Genomic DNA, 1,233 nt, shown 5'->3' with positions numbered 1-1,233 from the left:
CTCGCCGCGGGCACGGCGGGCGCGGCGCGCGAACAGGGCGGCGTTGCGCCGGACGATCTCGTCGCATGGGAAGCGGCGCGCCGGCAGGCCGCCTCCTGCCGCATCGGACACGTGGACCTGTTCGCCCGCCCGGCGCGCTGAGGTCAGTCGAGACCGGCGATGGCGCGGGCGAAGTCGCGCGCGGCGAAGGGCTGGAGGTCGTCCGCCCCCTCCCCCACGCCGATCAGGTGGATGGGCAAAGCGTGCTTCGCCGCGATCGCCACCAGGATGCCGCCGCGCGCGGTGCCGTCGAGCTTGGTCATGACGAGGCCGGTGACGCCCGCCACCCGCGCGAATGCCTCCACCTGGGAGAGCGCGTTCTGGCCCACCGTGGCGTCGAGCACCAGCAGCACGGCGTGCGGCGCCGTGGGCTCCAGCTTCTTGATGACGCGCACCACCTTCTCCAGCTCCGCCATCAGCTCGGCGCGGTTCTGGAGCCGGCCGGCGGTGTCGATCAGGAGCACGTCGGCGCCGCTCTCGCGCGCGGCGGTGATGGCGTCGTGGGCGACGCCGGCGGCATCCGCGCCGGGCTCGCGGGCGATCACCTGCGCCCCGGTGCGCGAACCCCAGACCTTCAACTGCTCGATGGCGGCGGCGCGGAACGTGTCGCTGGCGGCCAGCAGCACCTTCCGGCCCTCGGCGCGCCACTGGGAGGCGAGCTTGCCGATGGTGGTGGTCTTGCCCGAGCCGTTCACCCCCACCATCAGCACGATGAAGGGCTTGTGAGCGCCTTCCATCACCAGCGGCACCGCCACCGGGGCAAGGATGGCCTCCACCTCGCGGGCGATCAGCCCCTTCACCTCCTCGGCCGAAATCTCCTTGTCGTGGCGCCCCGCGCCCACGCTCTCGACGATGCGCGCGGCGGTCTTGGTGCCGAGGTCGGCGCGGATGAGGATGTCCTCCAGGTCCTCCAGCGTCGCGGCGTCGAGCTTGCGCTTGGTGACGAGGTCGCCGATGCCCTGGCTCAGCGAGGAGGCGGTGCGGGTCAGGCCCTTGGCGAGGCGGCTCCAGAATCCGCCGGTCTTTTCCTCTCCGCTCATCGGTCTTCCTTAAATGGATCAGGCGGCGATCAGGCGCGCGCCGTCGTGGCCGGCGACGCGCAGCGCGTGGAGGCTGCCGGCGCGGCAGGTCCCGCGCCAGGCGCACCGGCGTGAATGCTCCGTATGCACCGCGCCCCGCCCCGCCTCCCACCCA

1 protein-coding gene is annotated in these 1,233 nt (G+C 73.0%); it reads right to left on the bottom strand.

Going from position 1 to position 1,233, the window contains the following annotated elements; translation table 11 throughout:
• Nucleotides 1-143: 143 nt before the first annotated feature.
• On the bottom strand, nt 144-1,079 hold the full coding sequence (gene ftsY, locus AC2W7M_RS25810) for a signal recognition particle-docking protein FtsY (RefSeq protein ID WP_486135984.1): 936 nt from the start codon (nt 1,077-1,079) through the stop codon (nt 144-146).
• Nucleotides 1,080-1,233: the final 154 nt, after the last annotated feature.

This window comes from Xanthobacter sp. BG11Y11_SDJG, assembly GCF_057364445.1.
Note: the sequence above shows the minus strand (reverse complement) of the source record. Positions and strands in the feature narration are given on the sequence as shown.